The organism is Pseudomonas sp. MBLB4123 (assembly GCF_051904775.1).
Classification (GTDB): domain Bacteria; phylum Pseudomonadota; class Gammaproteobacteria; order Pseudomonadales; family Pseudomonadaceae; genus Aquipseudomonas; species Aquipseudomonas benzenivorans_B.
On record NZ_CP196711.1, the window covers coordinates 712,852 to 729,729 of the forward strand.

The 16,878-nt window shown below is 64.1% G+C and carries 19 protein-coding genes; 4 read left to right on the top strand and 15 right to left on the bottom strand.

The window, feature by feature from the left end; genetic code table 11:
- The first annotated feature begins 203 nt into the window (after positions 1 to 203).
- Positions 204 to 905: an MlaA family lipoprotein gene (locus ACSX1C_RS03595; protein ID WP_439888266.1), complete on the top strand. Its 702-nt coding sequence runs from the start codon at positions 204 to 206 to the stop codon at positions 903 to 905.
- A gap of 75 nt (positions 906 to 980) precedes the next feature.
- Here ACSX1C_RS03595 and ACSX1C_RS03600 read toward each other — a convergent pair whose 3' ends face one another.
- Positions 981 to 1,280: a PilZ domain-containing protein gene (locus tag ACSX1C_RS03600; RefSeq protein WP_439888267.1), complete on the bottom strand. Its 300-nt coding sequence runs from the start codon at positions 1,278 to 1,280 to the stop codon at positions 981 to 983.
- 208 nt (positions 1,281 to 1,488) lie between these two features.
- Here ACSX1C_RS03600 and rssB point away from each other — a divergent pair, with 208 nt between their 5' ends.
- On the top strand, positions 1,489 to 2,673 hold the full coding sequence (gene rssB / locus ACSX1C_RS03605) for a two-component system response regulator RssB (protein WP_439888268.1): 1,185 nt from the start codon (positions 1,489 to 1,491) through the stop codon (positions 2,671 to 2,673).
- 8 nt (positions 2,674 to 2,681) lie between these two features.
- Positions 2,682 to 3,164: an anti-sigma factor antagonist RssC gene (gene rssC, locus ACSX1C_RS03610; protein WP_318642015.1), complete on the top strand. Its 483-nt coding sequence runs from the start codon at positions 2,682 to 2,684 to the stop codon at positions 3,162 to 3,164.
- 51 nt (positions 3,165 to 3,215) lie between these two features.
- On the opposite strand, the gene tal is transcribed toward rssC, so the two are convergent.
- Together tal and dusA are read right to left on the bottom strand one after the other, a co-directional pair.
- Complete coding sequence (tal, locus tag ACSX1C_RS03615) at positions 3,216 to 4,142, bottom strand: transaldolase (protein WP_439888269.1); 927 nt, start codon at positions 4,140 to 4,142, stop codon at positions 3,216 to 3,218.
- 64 nt (positions 4,143 to 4,206) lie between these two features.
- Positions 4,207 to 5,217: a tRNA dihydrouridine(20/20a) synthase DusA gene (gene dusA, locus ACSX1C_RS03620; RefSeq protein ID WP_439888270.1), complete on the bottom strand. Its 1,011-nt coding sequence runs from the start codon at positions 5,215 to 5,217 to the stop codon at positions 4,207 to 4,209.
- Between the two features lie 117 nt (positions 5,218 to 5,334).
- On the opposite strand from dusA, the gene ACSX1C_RS03625 reads away from it, so the two are divergent.
- Positions 5,335 to 6,486: a tyrosine-type recombinase/integrase gene (locus ACSX1C_RS03625; RefSeq protein ID WP_439889362.1), complete on the top strand. Its 1,152-nt coding sequence runs from the start codon at positions 5,335 to 5,337 to the stop codon at positions 6,484 to 6,486.
- On the opposite strand, the gene ACSX1C_RS03630 is transcribed toward ACSX1C_RS03625, so the two are convergent.
- From ACSX1C_RS03630 to trbE, 12 genes are all read right to left on the bottom strand, one after another.
- Positions 6,452 to 6,736: a pyocin activator PrtN family protein gene (locus ACSX1C_RS03630; protein WP_439888271.1), complete on the bottom strand. Its 285-nt coding sequence runs from the start codon at positions 6,734 to 6,736 to the stop codon at positions 6,452 to 6,454. The two genes, ACSX1C_RS03625 and ACSX1C_RS03630, sit on opposite strands and share 35 nt — an antisense overlap.
- 150 nt (positions 6,737 to 6,886) lie before the next feature.
- Positions 6,887 to 7,246 carry a histone-like nucleoid-structuring protein, MvaT/MvaU family gene (locus ACSX1C_RS03635; RefSeq protein ID WP_439888272.1) on the bottom strand — a complete coding sequence of 120 codons (360 nt, stop codon included), beginning with the start codon at positions 7,244 to 7,246 and terminating at the stop codon, positions 6,887 to 6,889.
- A 95-nt stretch (positions 7,247 to 7,341) separates the two neighbouring features.
- Positions 7,342 to 8,643, bottom strand: a complete 1,302-nt coding sequence (locus ACSX1C_RS03640) for a HipA domain-containing protein (protein WP_439888273.1) — start codon at positions 8,641 to 8,643, stop codon at positions 7,342 to 7,344.
- Positions 8,644 to 8,652: 9 nt separating this feature from the next.
- On the bottom strand, positions 8,653 to 8,946 hold the full coding sequence (locus ACSX1C_RS03645) for a helix-turn-helix domain-containing protein (RefSeq protein ID WP_439888274.1): 294 nt from the start codon (positions 8,944 to 8,946) through the stop codon (positions 8,653 to 8,655).
- A gap of 205 nt (positions 8,947 to 9,151) precedes the next feature.
- The gene (locus tag ACSX1C_RS03650; RefSeq protein ID WP_439888275.1) at positions 9,152 to 9,373 is read right to left on the bottom strand and encodes a DUF2274 domain-containing protein; all 222 of its coding nucleotides are present in this window, start codon (positions 9,371 to 9,373) and stop codon (positions 9,152 to 9,154) included.
- Positions 9,370 to 10,641: a TrbI/VirB10 family protein gene (locus ACSX1C_RS03655; protein ID WP_439888276.1), complete on the bottom strand. Its 1,272-nt coding sequence runs from the start codon at positions 10,639 to 10,641 to the stop codon at positions 9,370 to 9,372. The genes ACSX1C_RS03650 and ACSX1C_RS03655 overlap by 4 nt, the downstream gene beginning before the upstream one ends.
- Before the next feature lie 2 nt (positions 10,642 to 10,643).
- Positions 10,644 to 11,630: a P-type conjugative transfer protein TrbG gene (trbG, locus tag ACSX1C_RS03660; protein WP_439888277.1), complete on the bottom strand. Its 987-nt coding sequence runs from the start codon at positions 11,628 to 11,630 to the stop codon at positions 10,644 to 10,646.
- Complete coding sequence (trbF, locus tag ACSX1C_RS03665; RefSeq protein ID WP_439888278.1) at positions 11,627 to 12,334, bottom strand: conjugal transfer protein TrbF; 708 nt, start codon at positions 12,332 to 12,334, stop codon at positions 11,627 to 11,629. Before trbF ends, trbG begins: the two co-directional genes overlap by 4 nt.
- Positions 12,335 to 12,346: 12 nt before the next feature.
- Positions 12,347 to 13,525, bottom strand: coding sequence for a P-type conjugative transfer protein TrbL (gene trbL / locus ACSX1C_RS03670; protein ID WP_439888279.1), 1,179 nt, complete (start codon positions 13,523 to 13,525; stop codon positions 12,347 to 12,349).
- Positions 13,522 to 13,707, bottom strand: a complete 186-nt coding sequence (locus tag ACSX1C_RS03675; protein ID WP_439888280.1) for a hypothetical protein — start codon at positions 13,705 to 13,707, stop codon at positions 13,522 to 13,524. Before ACSX1C_RS03675 ends, trbL begins: the two co-directional genes overlap by 4 nt.
- A gap of 9 nt (positions 13,708 to 13,716) precedes the next feature.
- Positions 13,717 to 14,451, bottom strand: a complete 735-nt coding sequence (gene trbJ / locus ACSX1C_RS03680) for a P-type conjugative transfer protein TrbJ (protein ID WP_439888281.1) — start codon at positions 14,449 to 14,451, stop codon at positions 13,717 to 13,719.
- Complete coding sequence (gene trbE, locus ACSX1C_RS03685) at positions 14,448 to 16,877, bottom strand: conjugal transfer protein TrbE (RefSeq protein WP_439888282.1); 2,430 nt, start codon at positions 16,875 to 16,877, stop codon at positions 14,448 to 14,450. Before trbE ends, trbJ begins: the two co-directional genes overlap by 4 nt.
- Position 16,878: the final 1 nt, after the last annotated feature.

Below are 16,878 nucleotides of genomic sequence, written 5' to 3' on the forward strand. Positions count from 1 at the left end.
AGTGACTGAAGATGACGAAGCGATGAACGGGTTGCGACAGGGATTACCAGGCTAGCCGGGCAGGGGACTTGCGAGGCGCTGCTCGGGCGTTCAGCCTCGTGTCGGTCCGCTATGCTGCCAATAGAGTGCGTATAGGCCTTATACTGCGCGGCCTCAATGGCCGCTTGCTGGCCGCCCATTTTTGTACTCAAGGAGCGACTGCGATGTATGTGTTCGGAGTGAACTGGACCGAGCGTCTAGGCCGATTGGTGCTATGTGCCGGCTTGGCGCTGCTGCCGGTTGCGGCGCAGGCTGCCGAGGAGGACCCCTGGGAAGGGTTCAATCGGGCCATCTTCCGTTTCAACGACACCCTCGATACCTATGCACTCAAGCCCCTGGCCCAGGGCTATCAGACGGTCACTCCGGACTTTCTCGAGGACGGCGTACACAACGTCTTCGGCAACCTCGGCGATGTCGGCAACCTGGCCAACGACCTGCTGCAGGGCAAGTTCCACGACGCCGGCGTGGACACCGGCCGGGTGATCTTCAATACCACCTTTGGTCTGCTCGGCTTCTTCGACGTGGCCACCCAGATGGGCCTGCAGCGAAACGACGAGGACTTCGGCCAGACCCTGGGCGTCTGGGGGCTGGGTAACGGGCCCTACATCGTGTTGCCGCTGCTCGGGCCAAGCACCGTACGCGATGCCACCGGCAAGATTCCCGATGCCTACCTCGAGCCTTATCCCTATATGGGGCACGTGCCGACGCGCAACCTGACTCGTGGTGTTGACGTCATCGATACCCGCGCCAGCCTGCTGTCGGCGGAGAAGCTGATCAGTGGCGACAAGTACCTGTTCGTGCGCAATGCCTACCTGCAGAATCGCGAGTTCCGGATGCGCGATGGCGAGGTCGAGGACGACTTCTGAGTGCGCCTCTCGGTGTTCTTCCATGAAAAAGGCGACCCTTGGGTCGCCTTTTTCATGGAGGCTAGTAGCGATCCTTCAGTTCATCGCGATGATCGCCAGGCCGAGCGCTTGGCGACCGCTGTCCAGTTGCGTGACCCGTACCACCTCGGCCTGCGCATCCAGACCTTTGAGTTCGTTGTGCTCCGAGGCGATATGCACCCTGACCTTGTCGCCCATGTTCAGCCTCGACTCGGCCTCGAGTTGCATGCCCGTACTCGATAGGTCGAGACACAGCGCCGGGATCTCCCCGTCGGCGCAATGCAGGGTGACCGGCGCTTCCAGGCGCATACGGATGTAATCGCGTTTTTCGCTGTACGCACGATCACTTTGGCTCATGGGCTTGTCCTCTTGTTATGGATCTCTCCTGGCGCCCTTATAACCTCGGCTGATTTGGGGTGTAAAGTCGCCTGGCGATGATCGGCGCATGCTTGAATCGGGCAGAGGATGGGAGTACCGTCTGCGCCTTAACGCGAACCGAGTATGCGCGGGCAGGTTTCGACCTGACGTTTACGTCCATCCCCGGCGCAGTTTGCCTGGATATCCCATGCACAAAACCAGTGCCACACTGCTGATCATCGATGACGACGAAGTAGTGCGCGCGAGCCTCGCGGCCTATTTGGAAGATAGCGGTTTCAATGTCTTGCAGGCCACCAATGGCCTTCAAGGTCTGGAGGTGTTTCAGCGCGAGCAACCCGATATCGTGGTCTGCGATCTGCGCATGCCCCAGGTCGACGGTCTCGAGCTGATCCGCCGTATCAATGCGCTGGGCGTGGAAACACCGGTCATCGTGGTGTCCGGAGCAGGGGTGATGACCGATGCGGTCGAGGCCTTGCGCCTGGGCGCCGCCGACTACCTGATCAAGCCCCTGGAAGACCTCGCGGTACTCGAACATTCGGTACGCCGTGCGCTGGATCGTGTGTACCTGCGCCAGGAAAACCAGCGCTATCGAGAGAAGCTGGAAGCCGCCAACCGTGAGTTGGAGGCCAGCCTGCATCTGCTGCAGGAAGACCAGAACGCCGGGCGCCAGGTGCAGATCAACATGCTGCCGGTCACCCCTTGGCAGGTCGATGGCCTGCAGTTCGCCCACCAGATCATCCCGTCGCTCTACCTGTCCGGGGACTTCGTCGATTACTTCCGGGTCGATGATCGGCGCGTCGCCTTCTACCTCGCCGACGTTTCCGGTCACGGCGCGTCCTCGGCCTTCGTCACCGTGTTGCTGAAGTTCATGACCACGCGACTGCTCTACGAGTCGCGACGCGGTGGGCGTCTGCGCAAGTTCAAGCCTTCCGAGGTGCTCAGCCATATCAACCGTGGCCTGATCAACTGCAAGCTGGGCAAGCATGTGACCATGCTCGGCGGCGTAATCGACGAGCAGAGCGGGCAGCTGCATTACAGCATCGGTGGCCATCTGCCGCTGCCGGTGCTGTTCAGTGAAGGTCAGGCGCAGTATCTGAGCGGCCGTGGCCTGCCGGTCGGCCTGTTCGAGGAAGCCGAATATACCGACCATGTGCTGGAGTTGCCCGAGTCGTTCAGCCTGACGCTGCTGTCGGACGGCATCCTCGATCTGTTGCCGGGCGACACCCTGCAGGACAAGGAGGCCGCGTTGCCCGAGCTGGTCGTTTCGGCCGGCGGAACCCTGGAAGGGCTGCGCGGGGTACTTGGGCTGGCCAATCTGGCGGATATGCCGGATGATATCGCCTTGCTGGTGTTAAGCAGGAACCTTGCATGAATCCTGGGATGAGCCCCGGTAGAATCCAATTCGCCGAGCAGGACGGTACCTTCGTCCTGAAGTTTGTCGGCGAAGTGCGGTTGACCCTTTGCTCGGCGCTGGACGCCACCATAGAGAGAATCTTCAGCGCGCTGAATTTCTCCGCCATCGTCATCGATCTGACGGAAACCCGCAGCATCGATAGTACTACCCTGGGCCTGCTGGCTAAGTTGTCGATCCTCTCGCGGCAGAAAATCGGCTTGCTGCCGACCGTGGTCACCACCCATGCGGATATCACCCGTCTGCTGCAGTCGATGGGCTTCGATCAGGTGTTCAACATCGTCAACAAGCCGATCCCCTGTCCTGAATGCTTGTCTGACCTGCCGTCGCAGGACCAGTCGGAAGAAGTGGTCCGTTCCAAGGTGCTGGAGGCGCATCGCATTCTTATGGGCTTGAACGAGTCCAACCGCGAAGCCTTCCACGACCTGGTCAGCGCGCTCGAACACCACTGAAGACCGGCTTCTGCAACCCACGGCGGGGCGCTCAGGCGCCCCGCCCTGTATTCAGACTTGGCCGGCAAGCAGCGCTTCCAGTTTTTCCTGGTCACGGGCGAACAGGCGAATGCCCTCGGCGAGCTTCTCCGTGGCCATGGCGTCCTCGTTGAGGGCCCAGCGGAACTGGCCTTCCCCGAGTGTCTGCCGTGCCTCGGCCGGCTTGCCGCCGCTCAGTTTGCACTCCAGCGGGCTCTGGTCATCGGCCAGTTGCTGCAGCAGCTCGGGGCTGATGGTCAGGCGGTCGCAGCCGGCCAGCTGTTCGATCTGGCCGAGGTTGCGGAAGCTGGCGCCCATCACCACGGTGGAGTAGCCGTTGGCCTTGTAGTAGTTGTAGATGCGCGTCACCGAGCGTACGCCGGGGTCCTCGGCGCCGACGAAGTCGCGGCCCTCGGTCTTCTTGTACCAGTCGTAGATGCGCCCCACGAACGGCGAGATCAAAAACACCCCGGCGTCGGCGCAGGCCTGGGCCTGGGCGAAGGCGAACAGCAGGGTGAGGTTGCACTGGATGCCGGTCTTTTCCAGCTGTTCGGCGGCGCGAATACCCTCCCAGGTCGAGGCGATCTTGATCAGCACTCGCTCGCGGCCGATGCCGGCCTGCTCGTACAGCTCGATCAAACGCTCGGCGCGGCGCAGGGTGGCCTGGGTGTCGAACGACAGGCGTGCGTCCACTTCGGTGGAGATGCGCCCGGGTACCACCTTGAGAATCTCCTGGCCGACCGCTACGGCGAAGCGGTCGCAGGCCAGGCCGAGGTCGCCATTGCTGACTGCGACGGCGCCGCGCAGCAACTCGGCGTAGCGCGGCATGGCCGCGGCCTTGAGCAGCAGGGAGGGGTTGGTGGTGGCGTCGACCGGCTTCAGTCGGGCGATGGCATCGAGGTCGCCGGTGTCGGCGACCACGGTGGTGAACTGCTTGAGTTGATCCAGCTTGGAGGTCATGGCGCAGCCTTGTCGTTGCAGATGCCACGACCTTACCCGAGCCGCCGGAGCGGCTCAACGGCGGCTAGTGGCCTTGCAGCAATTGCGCGGCCTGATCGAACAGCGCCAGGGGCTCGGCGGTCTTGTGAATATCCACCGACAACAGCTGGCGAAAGCGCCGGGCGCCCTTGAACCCCTGGGCCAGACCGAGCATATGGCGGGTGACGTGATGCATGCTGCCACCCTCGGCCAGGTGTGCGGCGATATAACCGCGCATCGACTGCATGGCCTCGAAGCGGCTGAGCATGGGGGCGTCGGAGCCGAATAGCTGTCGATCGACCTGCGTCAGCAGATAGGGGTTGTGATAGGCCTCGCGGCCGAGCATCACGCCATCGAAGGTCTGCAGGTGTTGCTGGCACGCTTCCAGGGTCTTGATGCCGCCGTTGAGGATGATCTCCAGGTCCGGGAAGTCGCGCTTGATCTGCGCCGCCACCTCGTAGCGCAGCGGCGGTACCTCGCGATTCTCCTTGGGCGACAGGCCGCTCAGGATGGCGATACGCGCGTGTACGGTGAAGCTCTGGCAGCCGGCCTCGCAGACCTGGCCGACGAAGTCGCGCAGCTCGGCGTAGCTGTCGCGCCCGTCGATGCCGATACGGTGCTTGACCGTTACCGGAATGCTCACCGCCTCGCGCATGGCCCTGACGCACTCGGCAACCAGGGTCGGATGGGCCATCAGGCAGGCGCCGATCATGTTGTTCTGCACCCGGTCGCTGGGGCAGCCGACGTTCAGATTGACCTCGTCGTAACCGGCCGCCTCGGCCAGCTTGGCGCAGGCAGCCAGCTCGGCCGGCACACTGCCGCCCAGTTGCAGGGCCAGGGGGTACTCGGCTTCGTCGTGGCGCAGGAAACGGGCACTGTCGCCGTGCAGCAGCGCCCCGGTGGTGACCATCTCGGTGTAGAGCAGGGTGTGTGCGGACAGTTGGCGTAGGAAGAAACGACAGTGGCGGTCGGTCCAATCCATCATCGGCGCCACGGAGAAGCGGCGGGACAGGGCGGGGCGCGTGGTTGTTGGATTTGAGGCTGATTCTAGAGGCATTTGGCTAGTCGCATTTCCACCGTGATTTCGGGGGTTTCAGGGCGTTTTTCTCAAGGCGGTGGTAAAATGTACCACCTGAAAACTCGCTTGTACCACCAGCTAGGAGGGCGTACCACTGTGGCAACCATTCGAGCCAGAAAGAGCGCGGACGGCTCGCTTCGCTATACCGCGCAGATTCGTATCAAGAAAAACGGCATGCAAGTCTATCAAGAGAGCCAGACTTTCGCCCGCAAGCAGGCCGCGCAGGCGTGGGCCAAGCGTCGTGAGGCTGAACTGGACGAGCCCGGTGCCATCGAGCGGGCGAGTCGTTCTGGCACCACTGTTGCCTCCATGATCGAGACGTATCTCGAAGAGTACGGGAAGGCCAGATCCATCGGTAAGACCAAGAAGGCGACACTCGAGGCCATCGCCAAGACCTATCTGGGCGAGTACGAGGATCGCCAAGTGGGTGCTCAGGTGTTGGTGGACTATGCCCTATGGCGCATGAGTAAGGAGGGCGGCGGGGTTCTGCCGCAGACGGCAGGTAATGATCTTGCTCATCTCGGTGCTGTGCTATCCATTGCCCGTCCAGCTTGGGGGTGTGAGATTGACCCGCATGCTATGGCGGATGCTCGCAAAGTGCTGACCAAGTTGGGTTACAGGTTGAAGAGTCGCGAGCGTGATCGCCGGCCGGCACTGAATGAGCTTAATCTGATTTTTGCAGAGTTTGAGAGGGTTCTAGAGGCCCGGCCAACGTCTATCAATATGTTGAAAGTGTCATGCTTCGCCATCTTCTCCACAAGGCGGCAGGATGAGATCTGCCGTATCCGCTGGGACGATCTTGATGAGTCGCGGCAATCGGTGATGGTTCGGGACATGAAGAATCCAGGCGACAAGATCGGCAACAACGTCTGGTGCCACCTGCCTGATGAGGCCTGGGCAATCGTTCAGAGTATGCCGCGCCTATGCAGCGAAATTTTCCCCTACAACAGTGAGTCGGTGTCTACGGCCTGGAGTCGAGCATGCGAGCGCGCCGGGATTAGGGATCTGCACTTTCACGATCTTCGTCACGACGGCGTCAGTCGTTTATTTCAGATGGGTTGGGATATCCCACGTGTCGCAAGTGTTTCGGGTCATAGGGACTGGAATTCGTTGCGGCGTTACACCCACCTGAATGGACGTGGCGACCCCTATAACGGATGGAGTTGGCTTCCAAGGGTTCTGGCGTCAAGCGTAAAATTCGGTGATCGTACGCTCAACGGTCTCTCCCGACGCGGCGGACGCCACTAAGTTGATCCCGCTCCCTGATCGCTTCCAAGCGTTGGGCGTCGAGGTAAATGGCCAGGTCTTCAAGGTGTACTCCCTTGGCAGACTTCTGGCTTGACTCGATTCGTACAATGGGGATCTTGAGCGTGCCGCTTAGAGCCTTGCGCTGGAACATCTCGGGGCTGAGATGTGAGAAGTAGTCCTGGCATACTCGATCAAGCGGAATAATTGCCTGCCCGTCGTATTGCACCATAAGCAAAAACAGTGTCTTCATTGTTCCGTGCCATCAGCCTATTCCATTGGATTCAGCCTATGGGCAAGGTGTCGAGTGACCAACCAATTGTGTCGCAGGCAGGCGAGGGAAAGAGCAGTTCCGGGGGGTAATGGCGCCGTTTGAAACACGGCGCCATTGGGCCTGTCGGTGCTACTGCAGCCAGCTCTCAACCACGTCTGCGCCAAACTCTTCTTTCCAGGCTTTCAGGACTTTGTGGTTGCCGCCTTTGGTTTCTACAATCTCTCCGGTTTTGGGATTCTTATAGCGTTTCACTTGGCGAGGGCGGCGCGCGCCTGAGTCCTTCTTTGCGAGCTTGGCAACTTTGGTTTGCGGGTCGAGGATGGCAACGATGTCGCGCAGGCTCTTGTCGTATTTCGACATCAGGGCACGGAGCTTGTCTTCAAACTCCATTTCCTTCTTCAGGCCATCGTCTTTCTTCAGCGCTTCCAGTTCAGCTAGCTGAGCGGCCAGCTGCTGTTCAAGAGCGCGAAATTCGGCAAGTTTCGACATGCTGTCTGTTTCCCATTCTGCGTAGTGATTCGGTTTTTGACTATAGCGCCAAACACTATGTGGGGGAATGCAAGTCAACTGTTGTTAACTTGGGGCTAGGCAAGCTGTTTACTCATTTCACCGATCACGATGCTGACGATAGCTCTCAGGCAACGTGTTTCGCCTGCAAGAGTCGCCTGCAGTGCAGGTTTTTCCTGGGACAGTTTCTGATTGTCCAGGATTACCTGTTCAAGCAACTGAGCCGCAGCGATCTGAATCCCCGATGTCATCTTGTCGATTGAGGCCTGTGCCACTCTGGCTTTAAGTCCCATGGCTTCGCCTGCGGCAACTAGGTTCGTGCGATTAAGCCGGGTGATCCGTTCCTCTTCACCAATTGGCCACGCCATCCTGACCTGCTCTGGCCAGCCAGTTTGGTCAAAGGCGCGAGTGGTATATACCGCAGTACTCAGCAGGTCGTAAAAGGGGGAGAGGGTAGCCCCCTTGGCCGTCATCAGGAAACTGAGGTTTTTCAGGTGGGCGTCGCCGTTGCCCACCAGGACGTTGAACACGAGCCAGCGAAATAGCTCCAGGCGAGCCTTTGCCGGAATGCTGCACATCTTGCTGATATCCAGGAGACGTTGCACGCTGCCCTGGTCGTATTTGTAGGCCCGGTCGAGTCCAAGCAACTGGCAGGCATCGATGCAATGCAGCCGTTCCCAGCCTTTTGCTGTTAGCCGCCGATCAAAACGCGAGATGAGGTAGACCGGTTGCGGCATATAACGGCGAGTGACTTCCGGCACTTGAAGCCCCATGCGTTTCGCCAGAGTCATGACAAACCACTCGTTAATCACCGAGTGCGCGTAGCTCATATCCGGGTGGTCGGGCTTGAGGATATGGGTCGATGGCATGTTGCCGGTGGGCTCGAACAGTTGCTCCCCATCGAAGATGATGGCCATCTTGTGTTGGGCACCTGCCAGCGACATACGTTTGGCCGCTTGCTCGGCTAGCGGTACCCGAGGCATCTCGCGAATACGCCGGGACAGCGTTTCATCGGGCAGTGGACGAAGTTCGCCTGGTGCAGGTTGCTGGCCCGGCCGAAGGAGGGTGACAGAACCTGCCGACTCGGCTCCGAAATGGGTAAGTAAGCCAAAGGCATCGGCCACGGATGTGCGTGCGGCGCGGGCGATCAGTTGGCGCTGGCCCTCCTCGGGAAGCAGGTTATCGAAGTACCACTGAACCGGCCGCATCGAGGCGCCATCGCTATGCGGGTCAGCCTGTAGAGGCAGGCCAGGGCAGAGCGGATAGGCGCCGGGTTGGCGCAGCCATTGCTCGGTGTAAACGAAGCTCCACAGGCCGTTGTGCTCGGTTACGGTGCCGATCAGTGTGTGGTTGATCCAGGCATTCAGCTGGCGATCCATTGTGGCCTTCTACTTCTGAGCAGTGTGCTGTTGTTCGGCTTTCTCGAGCAGCTTTTCCAGGTTCTGCCGAGTTTGCTCCGCGACTTCATCCGGGACATCCACGTAGAGGTGAAGTCCCAGTTCCCGCATGACCTGGAACAGCTTTCCCCAATGCACCGACTCACCACCACGTTCCACTTTGCCGAGGAAGTTCTCCGACACGCCGATACTGCCTGCAGCATCGTCTTGGCGCATGTCCATGGCCTTGCGGCTTGCGCGAATCACCATGCCAATCGTCTCTGGCTTGTCGATCTGAATCTGCATATGAAAATCCTCATGATCGAGCGGATTATGTTTGCACAAGCCTATTCTAGTCATTAATCCGCATGTTCGTGAGGATTGCGCCTTGAAAACCTCCGGCCATCTATAAAACCTCACAAACATGAGGATTATCCTCGGACGCATTTCTGCCGCAGGACAATCTACTTGTTGCCTGTTAGCAGGGGCGGTGAGGTCACGAAGCAGCGCATCATGCAGGGCTGTTGGCCTTCTTGAATGCCCGGTCCCGAGCCATGAAGGCCTCCAGCATGTGCGGAATGAGGGTCAGGGCATCGACCTCTTCGCCGTAGGTTTGCGCGTGCAGCGCCGCGTAGCGCTCGAGATCTACTTTCAGGCTGGCCGGGCAGGTGAAGGTCAGCTTCAGGTTCTCGGTTTTCGGCAAGGGGCCGAGGCGCAGCTTGGTCGTGCTCATTGCGGGTTCCTCTGCTGGGTGAAGACGGGCTGATAGGGACGCAGCACCAGGTCGCGGGTGACGATCACCCGCAGGGGCAGACCGGGGCGCTGGGTCAGTGTGGGTTGGATGTCGAGATTGCGGCGGGTGACCTCCTGGCCGATCTGGTTCACTGTGTCCTGCAGGCTGTCGCGCCCGGCGATGATGATGCGGTCGCCGTCGTTGCGATTGGCCGGTGCCGCCAGTTCGGCGCCGATGCCCAGCAGGCTGGTCATCGCAGCGCCGGCGACGAGTCGGTCCCAGTGCCAGTCGACGCCATCCTCCAGGCCGGCGTAGCCAGCGGCGTCGCTGCCGACCAGGTTGTCGAGCCGGAAAGACGAGGTATCAGGCAGGATCACCCGCTGCCACACCACCTGCACACGACTCTGCCCGTAGCTCACCTGGCTGTTGTAGCGCCCGAGCAGGCGCGCGCCCTGGGGGATCAGTACATGCTGGCCGGTGGCGCTGTCGTAGACCGGTTCGGTCACCGTGGCGATGACATCGCCGGGCAGGTCCGACTTGATGCCGGTGACCAGCGCCGCCGCAATGACGGTGCCGGCCATCACCTGGTAGGGCGACTCGGGCATTTGCAGAGATCCTGAATTACGGATTTGTGCATTAACGGATTTACTGAGAAACGCCTCGTTCTGCTCCAGCCGGTTTTGTGTTCCAGACACTCCGTCTACCGCGGCTGGCGACGCCGCACTCAGGATCTCCGGCTCAAATTGGGTGAACCCAGCGGATGCGACGTTCGACTTCCGTGCACTGCCGGTCTGGAAGAACACCGAAGACAACGCCGCCTCCTCGGACTCCTTGAGCCTGGCCAGGCGCTCGGCCTCGGCCGGGTCGGGGCCGGCCTGGCGGTAGTCGTAGCCCTGCGCCTGCTGCTCGGCCCTGAGGATCGGGCCGCCCAGGTCGCCGGGCAGCGGTGGGCCCAGCTGCGGTATCTCGGGAGCAGGTGGCGGCAACTGCGAGTAGTCCGCCGGCAACTGCTCCAGGCCCTCGGAGCGCGCCACGCGGTCGACGTTGTACAGCTCCTGTGGCGCCGTGCCCTGGCGGCGCGGCTGCGGTTGCAGCGACCAGAGCAGGGCGCCCAGCACCGCAGCGGCCAAGCCGCCGGCGAGCAGCGCCAACATGCGCGGATTGAGGCGAGTGACGGGGCGCGGTTGCGCACGCAGCTCCAGCGCCTCCGGTGCCTCCTTGGGCGGTACTGCAGGTGCAGCGCTCTGGATGTCGTCCTTGGCACTCATGCTCAGGGCCTCCGTGCCACGCCGTCGGTGCGCTCGATGCGTACTACATCACCCTTGTCGGCGCCCAGACGCAGTTCGGCCGCACCGAACAGGCGGTCGACGATGTAGTAGGGCGAGCGGAAGCGGTAGTTGACCAGCTGCCCGTCGCCCTGTGGGCCGATCACGAACAGCGGCGGAAGCTCGCCCTGGGCGATGCCGGCGGGGAACTGGATATAGACCTTCTTGCCGTCGTCGAAGGCGCGCAGCGGTTTCCACGGCGGGTTACTGCCATTGATCGCATAGCGAAAGCGCAGTTGTTCTAACGCCAGGCCGGCATCCACCGGCGCGGCCGCCTGGGCTGCGCTGGCGCGACGTTGCAGGGCGAGCATGCGATCCTTCGGATAGTCCCAGGACACCGAGGCCATCCAGGCCTGCTCGGTGGAAGTCAGCTCGATCAGGTAGGTACGGCGCGTGGTGGTGATCACCAGGTTGGTCTTGAGATCGACCCGGGTCGGCTTGACCAGCACGCTGACCCGCAATTCCTCGCCGCTGCCGCTGGAGGTGTCGCCGACGATCCAGCGCACGGTGTCGCCGGCGGCCACGGTGACCAGTTCCTCGCCGGCCTGCAGGTTGATCGCGGTGACCCGGCCGGGGCTGGTGTACAGCTGATAGAGCGCGCCCTCCGAGTAGGGCCAGACCTGGATGGCGTTGACGTAGCCCTCCCGAGTCGGCGCGACCCGCGCGTCGCGGTTGGCCCGGGAGACGCGCACGCGCTCATCGGCCGGCTCCTGGACCGGCTTTCCCGCCTGGGGATCCGGCAGCGGCTTGAGCTGCGCCGGCAGGGCCAGGGGCTTGGGTACGGCCACCACCTCGATGGGCGTGGGCGGCTCCGGCAGGGGCTGTGCCTGAACAGGTTCGTCCAGGGCGATCACCGGCGGCTCGTGGCTGGCGCAGCCGGCCAGCAGGGCCAATAGAAGAGGGCTGGCGTAGCGGTAGGCTGAGGTTTTCATGGCGTTTGCGCTCCTTGCGTAGTGTCCAGCTCACGGCTCCAGGACAAGCCGTTGACGTAGATTCCCAGCGGGTTGCGGCGCAGCTTCTCCTCGGTGCGCGGTGGCTGCAGCACCAGGGCGATCAGCGCCGTCCAGCGCTCCAGGCCGGCGGCCGCACCGTTGACGAAACGGCGCTCGACCCAGCGCACCTGGAAGGAGCTGTCGCTGGCCCGCACCACGCTGGTGACCTCCACCGTCACCGATTCCTCGCCGACCCGGGCGAAAGGATCGTGGGCGCGGGCATAGTCGTTGAGCGTGGCGGCGCCGCGGTCGGTGGTGAAGTGGTAGGCCTCCAGCCAGTTCTGCCGCACCACCACTGGATCAATCGACAGCGAACGTACCCGCTCGATAAAGCGCGCCAGATGGTGGGCGATCTGCGCGTCCTGGGGCTGGTAGGGACTGGCCGCCTCGCCGACGGCGCGCACCTGACCGAGCTGGTCGACCTCCACCACATAGGGCGTGACCGTCGCCTGGGCCGCGCGCCAGAGCAGCCCGCCGGCCATCAGCAGGGCCAGGCCCAGGCAGCCGAAGGCCATCAGCCGCCAGTTGCGCGCCTGCGCCAGGCTGCTGCCCAGGCGTCGATCCCAGGCCTGGGCCGCCGCCTGGTAGGGCGTGGCCGGTTGTGGGCTGTCGCCGTAGCGCACCCGTGGACGTCTGAATCTCATCCTCGTTCTCCTTCACGTGTTCGAGGGGTCGCGCACCTGCGGCCCGGGGGATGAACCACCACCATCGCCACCGCGCAGGCTTTGGGCAACGGTGGTGGCGGCTTGGTTGAGCTGTTGCCTGCGCTGCAGGCGCCTGGCCCACTCGGGCGGCCTGCCAGGAGCCGTCGACGGGCCGGCAGCGGCGCTTGCCTCGCCTGCCGCTACACCCGTTGCCGCAGATCCCGGCGGCATACCAGCGACCAGGGGCTTGGCACCGCCCACGGCCAGGCGCGCCGCAGCGGGGGCCAGGCGGGCGCCGGCCCGCACGGCGCCGCCGACGCCCGCCGCCACCGCGGTGGCGCCCGCGGCCATGCCGGTGGCCGCGAGGGCGGTACCGGCCGCGGCGCCGGCGCCGAGTTGCGGGGCGCCGGAGACCAGGCCGGTGGCGATGCCTGGGCCGAAGATGCCCAGGCCGAGCAACGCCAGGGCGGCGAGCATGACCACCAGGGCGTGGTCGATGGAGGGCTCGTCCGGCAGCGTCTGGAACTCGGCGAACAGCCCGCTGCCGATGCCGGCGATCACCGCCAGCACCAGCACCTTGATGCCGGAGGCCACCACGTTGCCCAGCACCTTCTCGGCAAGAAAGGCGGTCTTGTTCCACAGCGCAAAGGGCACCAGGACGAAGCCGGCGAGGGTGGTCAGCTTGAACTCCACGAGGGTGACGAACAGCTGGATGCCCAGGAAGAAGAAACTGACGATCACCACCAGCCAGGCCAGGAACAGCACCAGGATGCTGTGCAAGTTTTCGAAGACTTCCGGAAATCCGCTGAGCATGCTGATCTGCTCGAGCAGCGGGGCTCCGGCATCGATACCGATAGCGGCCAGCCGTCCTGGTTTCAGGAATTCGGCGGGGCTTAGCGCGGATCCTGCCGCCAGTAACCCTAATCCGGCGAAGGAGTTGAAGAGGATCTTCGCCAGTGCGTTGAAGTTGCCGATGAGGAAGGCGAAGGCGCCGACATAGAGGATCTTGCGGATCAGCTTGGCGCTGACGTCCTCGCCGCCCATGGCCCAGAACAGCCCGGCCAGGGTCATGTCGATCACCACCAGGGTCATGGTGAGAAAGGCCACCTCGCCGCCGAGCAAGCCGAAGCCCGTGTCGATGTACAACCCGAACACTTCGAGGAAACGGTCGATCACGCTGACGTCGCTCATTGCACGTCCTCGTCGAAACTTGGTGGTATGGCGGGTAGGTCAGCAGGACGGAGAAACTCGCCGGGCCGGGCGCAGCCGGAGTAAAAGCGCTCAGTCGCACCGTCTTGCTGAGCCATGACGCCGTTGTCGCCCTGTCCGCAAGCGGCCAGCGCGAGCAGCGGTAGCAGTGCCAGGATTTTCATGGGGCCTCCCTACCGATAGAACTGCACGGGGTAGGGGGTGTAGGGCGTGCCGCTGCCCATAAAGCGCCGGCGCAGTTCGCGCGCCTCCTCGGCGGCGGCGGCCTGGCGGGCCAGCTCCAGAGCGATGGCGCGGTTCTGGGTGATCTGCAGCTGCTGGGCCTGGATCGACTGCTTGGCCTGCAGGGCCAGCAACTGGTTGGTGGCCTGGGCCGCCTGCAGGGCGCCGCCGGCGGCCTGGCTCTGCTGCACCAGCTCGGCCAGCACGCGCTCGTCCTGGGCCAGGTTCTGCGCGACCTGGGCCTGCACGCGCATCGCGGTGTGCAGGCCATCGAGACCCTGCCGCCAGCGTTCGCGTGCCTCCTGGGCCATACGCTGGCCGCTGATGTCGCGCGCATAGTCGGCGGGATAGAGGCGGGCGAACTCCCGGTCCAGGCGCTGCACCTCGAAGGCCAGGCCCTGGGCCTCGGCCAGCAGCCGTTCGGTGCTGGCCAGGGTCACGCGCAGGCGATTGACCACGTTGTAGTCCAGGCGCGCCAGGTGGCGGGCCTGGTTGACCAGCATCTGGCTTTCGTTCTGCAGCTGGCTGACCTGGTTGTTGATCAGCTCCAGGGTGCGCACCGCGGTCAGGGTGTTCTGCACCAGGTTGGTCGGGTCGATCACGGTCACGGCGTTGGCCGGTTGCAACGCCAGCAGGCCCAGGCCCAGCAGCGTGACGACAGGAGAAAGACGGATAGGCAGCTTCATGGCAGGCACTCCTTGCGTTGCGGGATATGGGAAGCGAGCAGGTCGGCGGCCCAGTCCAGGCCGCGGTGACGCAGCCAGGCGGCGGCGAAGCCCGCCGCACCCGACTCCTGCAGGATCCGGTCGATCTCGCGCTGCTCGACCGGGCTGGCGGAGGCGGCAAAGGCCAGTGCGACTGGACCCAGGTCGAGGTCGAACAGGCGGTTGCCCTGGCGCGACTGGTAGTAGTAATCGCGCTTGGGCGTGGCCTGGGCGATGATCTCGAGCTGCCGGTCGTTGAGGCCGAAGCCTTGGTAGATGCCGCGGATCTGCGGCTCGCCGGCCTGGGGGTTGGGCAGGAAGATGCGGCTAGCGCAGCTCTCGATGATCGCCGCGGCGATACTGGAGTCCTGGATGTCGGCCAGCGACTGGGTGGCAAAGATCACGCTGACGTTCTTCTTGCGCAGGGTCTTGAGCCACTGGCGGATGCGCGCGGCGAACAGCGGGTCGTCGAGGAACAGCCAGGCCTCGTCGAGGATCAGCAGGGTCGGCGCGCCGTCGAAGCGTTCCTCGAGGCGGGCGAACAGGTAGCTGAGCACGGCGGCCACCGCCGCCTTGCTGTGCATCAGCTCCTCCATCTCGAAGCACTGCACGTCGGCCGTACCAAGGCGATCAGCATCGGCATCCAGCAGGCGGCCGTGGGCGCCGCCCAGCACATAGGGCTGCAGCGCCTGGCGCAGGGCGTTGTCCTGCAGCAGCACCGACAGGCCGGTCAATGTGCGCTGCGCCACGGGCGCGCCGGCCAGGCTATCCAGGGCTGGCCACAGCGCGGCCTTCTGCTCGGGGCCGACGGCCACGCCCTCCATCAGCAGGCGCGCCTCCAGCCACTCGGCGGCCCAGGCGCGGTAGCCGGGCTGGTCGATGCGCGCCAGGGGCTGGAAGGCCAACTCGCCATCGCCGCCCAGGTCGTAGTGCTCGCCGCCCAGGCCCAGCACGGTCGCGCGCAGCGAGCGACCCATGTCGAACAGGAACAGGCGCGAGCCCGGGTAGCGGCGAAACTGCAGCGCCAGGGTCGCCAGCAGCACCGACTTGCCCATGCCGGTGGGGCCGGCCACCAGGGTGTGGCCGACATCGCCGACGTGGGTCACCAGGCGAAAGGGCGTCGCCCCGTCGGTGCGGGTCACCACCAGCGGCGGGCCGTCCAGGTGTGCGTTGCGCGCCGGCCCGGCCCAGACCGCCGAGACCGGCAGCAGGTGGGCCAGGTTGAGGGTGGAGATCAGCGGCTGGCGCACGTTGGCGTAGGCGTTGCCGGGGATCGACGACAGCCAGGCCTCCACCGCGTTGAGGCTCTCGGCAAGGGTGACGAAGCCGCGGCCCTGGATCACCCGCTCGACCCGGCGCAGCTTCTCCTCGGCGAGCTCGGCGTCAGCGTCGCTCACCGTCACCGTGGCCGTCACATAGCCGAAGGCGACCTGGTCGGTGCCCAGCTCCTGCAGCGCCGCATCGGCGTCGCCGGCCTTGTTCGCCGCGTCGCTGTCGAGCAGCGGGTTTTCCTGCTGGAAGATCGCCTCGCGCAGCAGTGCCAGCACGCCCTTGCGCTTGGCGAACCACTGGCGGCGCAGGCGCACTAGTTCCTTCTCGGCCTCGTCCTTGTCCAGGCAGATGAAGCGAGTCGACCAGCGATAGGCGAAGCCCAGGCGGTTGAGGTCATCCAGCAGGCCCGGCCAGGTCGAGGTGGGAAAGCCGCGTACCGTCAGCACGCGCAGGTGCTGCTCACCCAGGCGCGGCGCCAGGCCGGTGGTCAGCGGGCAGTCGGCCAGCAAACTGTCGAGGTGGAAGGGCACCTCCGGCACGGCGATCCGCTGGCGGTGGGTCGACACCGTGGCGTGCAGGTAGCTCAGCGTCTGGCTGTCGTCGAGCCAGGCGAGTTCCGGCATCACCCCCTCCAGCAGATCGAAGAAGCGCTCGCTCTCGGCGACGAAGGCGGCCAGCCGTTCGCGCCAGTCGACGCCGCGCTGGGGTCGGTGCTCGTAGAGCAGGCCGGCGGCGCGGGCGCGAGATTCCTCCGCTGGCAGGTGGAGCAGCGTCAGGTGATAGCGACTCTCGAAGTGGCTGCCCTGGGCTTCGAAGGTCGCACGACGCTCCTCGTCCACCAGCCAGGACAGCGGTTCGGGAAAGTCGCTGTCCGGGTAGTCGGCGGCGGCCAGGCGTTCGGCTTCGATGAACAACGCCCAGCCGGCGCCGAGCCGGCGCAGGGCGTTGTTCAGGCGTGCCGTGGTGGCCAGCAGCTCGCCCTGGGTGGCGCTGTCCAGGTCCGGCCCGCGAAAGCGCAGGGTGCGCTGAAAGGCGCCGTCCTTGTTCAACACGACGCCGGGTGCGACCAGGCCGGCCCAGGGCAGCCAATCGGCGAGCTGAGCCGGACGGCGTTGGTATTCGTTGAGGTTGAGCATG

Bases quoted from the DNA above. Each gene is read 5' to 3' on its own strand.
- dusA (WP_439888270.1), bottom strand. From the start codon at position 5,217: ATGCCTCTAGAATCAGCCTCAAATCCAACAACCACGCGCCCCGCCCTG.
- ACSX1C_RS03650 (WP_439888275.1), bottom strand. From the start codon at position 9,373: ATGAGCACGACCAAGCTGCGCCTCGGCCCCTTGCCGAAAACCGAGAAC.
- trbL (WP_439888279.1), bottom strand. From the start codon at position 13,525: ATGAGCGACGTCAGCGTGATCGACCGTTTCCTCGAAGTGTTCGGGTTG.
- trbE (WP_439888282.1), bottom strand. From the start codon at position 16,877: ATGCTCAACCTCAACGAATACCAACGCCGTCCGGCTCAGCTCGCCGAT.
- rssB (WP_439888268.1), top strand. From the start codon at position 1,489: ATGCACAAAACCAGTGCCACACTGCTGATCATCGATGACGACGAAGTA.
- ACSX1C_RS03600 (WP_439888267.1), bottom strand. From the start codon at position 1,280: ATGAGCCAAAGTGATCGTGCGTACAGCGAAAAACGCGATTACATCCGT.
- ACSX1C_RS03630 (WP_439888271.1), bottom strand. From the start codon at position 6,736: ATGAAGACACTGTTTTTGCTTATGGTGCAATACGACGGGCAGGCAATT.
- ACSX1C_RS03645 (WP_439888274.1), bottom strand. From the start codon at position 8,946: ATGCAGATTCAGATCGACAAGCCAGAGACGATTGGCATGGTGATTCGC.
- ACSX1C_RS03640 (WP_439888273.1), bottom strand. From the start codon at position 8,643: ATGGATCGCCAGCTGAATGCCTGGATCAACCACACACTGATCGGCACC.
- ACSX1C_RS03595 (WP_439888266.1), top strand. From the start codon at position 204: ATGTATGTGTTCGGAGTGAACTGGACCGAGCGTCTAGGCCGATTGGTG.
- ACSX1C_RS03655 (WP_439888276.1), bottom strand. From the start codon at position 10,641: ATGAGTGCCAAGGACGACATCCAGAGCGCTGCACCTGCAGTACCGCCC.
- ACSX1C_RS03675 (WP_439888280.1), bottom strand. From the start codon at position 13,707: ATGAAAATCCTGGCACTGCTACCGCTGCTCGCGCTGGCCGCTTGCGGA.
- rssC (WP_318642015.1), top strand. From the start codon at position 2,682: ATGAGCCCCGGTAGAATCCAATTCGCCGAGCAGGACGGTACCTTCGTC.
- trbJ (WP_439888281.1), bottom strand. From the start codon at position 14,451: ATGAAGCTGCCTATCCGTCTTTCTCCTGTCGTCACGCTGCTGGGCCTG.
- trbF (WP_439888278.1), bottom strand. From the start codon at position 12,334: ATGAGATTCAGACGTCCACGGGTGCGCTACGGCGACAGCCCACAACCG.
- trbG (WP_439888277.1), bottom strand. From the start codon at position 11,630: ATGAAAACCTCAGCCTACCGCTACGCCAGCCCTCTTCTATTGGCCCTG.
- ACSX1C_RS03635 (WP_439888272.1), bottom strand. From the start codon at position 7,246: ATGTCGAAACTTGCCGAATTTCGCGCTCTTGAACAGCAGCTGGCCGCT.
- tal (WP_439888269.1), bottom strand. From the start codon at position 4,142: ATGACCTCCAAGCTGGATCAACTCAAGCAGTTCACCACCGTGGTCGCC.